1 protein-coding gene is annotated in these 478 nt (G+C 71.8%); it reads left to right on the forward strand.

Annotation, left to right across the window (positions count from 1 at the left end; all coding sequences use genetic code 11):
* A partial coding sequence (locus tag I6F37_RS38795; protein ID WP_225154188.1) for a GAF domain-containing protein occupies positions 1-478 on the forward strand: 478 nt, incomplete at both ends.

The following is a 478-nucleotide window of genomic DNA, read 5'->3' on the forward strand; positions in this document are numbered from 1 at the left end:
TCGCCGGCGAGGGGAGTGCGGCCGTCGGCGCGGCGGCGGGTGTCGTCGCGCTCCTCTCGGACGACGGAGAGCACATCGAGTTCGCCGGGTGGGTCGGCTACCCGATCGCGTCGCTCAGTGACTGGCAACGGCTCCGGCTGGAGTTGGCGACGCCGCTCACCAAGGCCGTTCGGCTCGGCCGCCCAGTCTGGATCGACTCCAGGCGGGAAATGCAGGAACGTTTCCCCGAGTTCTATCCAGCGTCGCAAGCCATTCCCACGGGGGCGTGGGGAGTGGTGCCGTTCGTCATTCGCGCGTCGGGCGGGCACCCTGCGCTCGGGGCGCTCGGGCTGAGCTTCACGGCCGAGGGGGCGGTGCCGCTCGCCGACCGCGGGATGGCCGAGACGATTGCCGCACTTGGCGCCAGCGCGCTGGAGCGCGTGCGCCTCTTCGAATCCGAGCAGCGGGCGCGCATTCGCACGGAGCGACTGCAGCGCGT

Origin of the sequence: Bradyrhizobium sp. NBAIM08 (genome assembly GCF_020193935.1) — a bacterium.
Taxonomy (GTDB): Bacteria; Pseudomonadota; Alphaproteobacteria; order Rhizobiales; family Xanthobacteraceae; genus Bradyrhizobium; species Bradyrhizobium yuanmingense.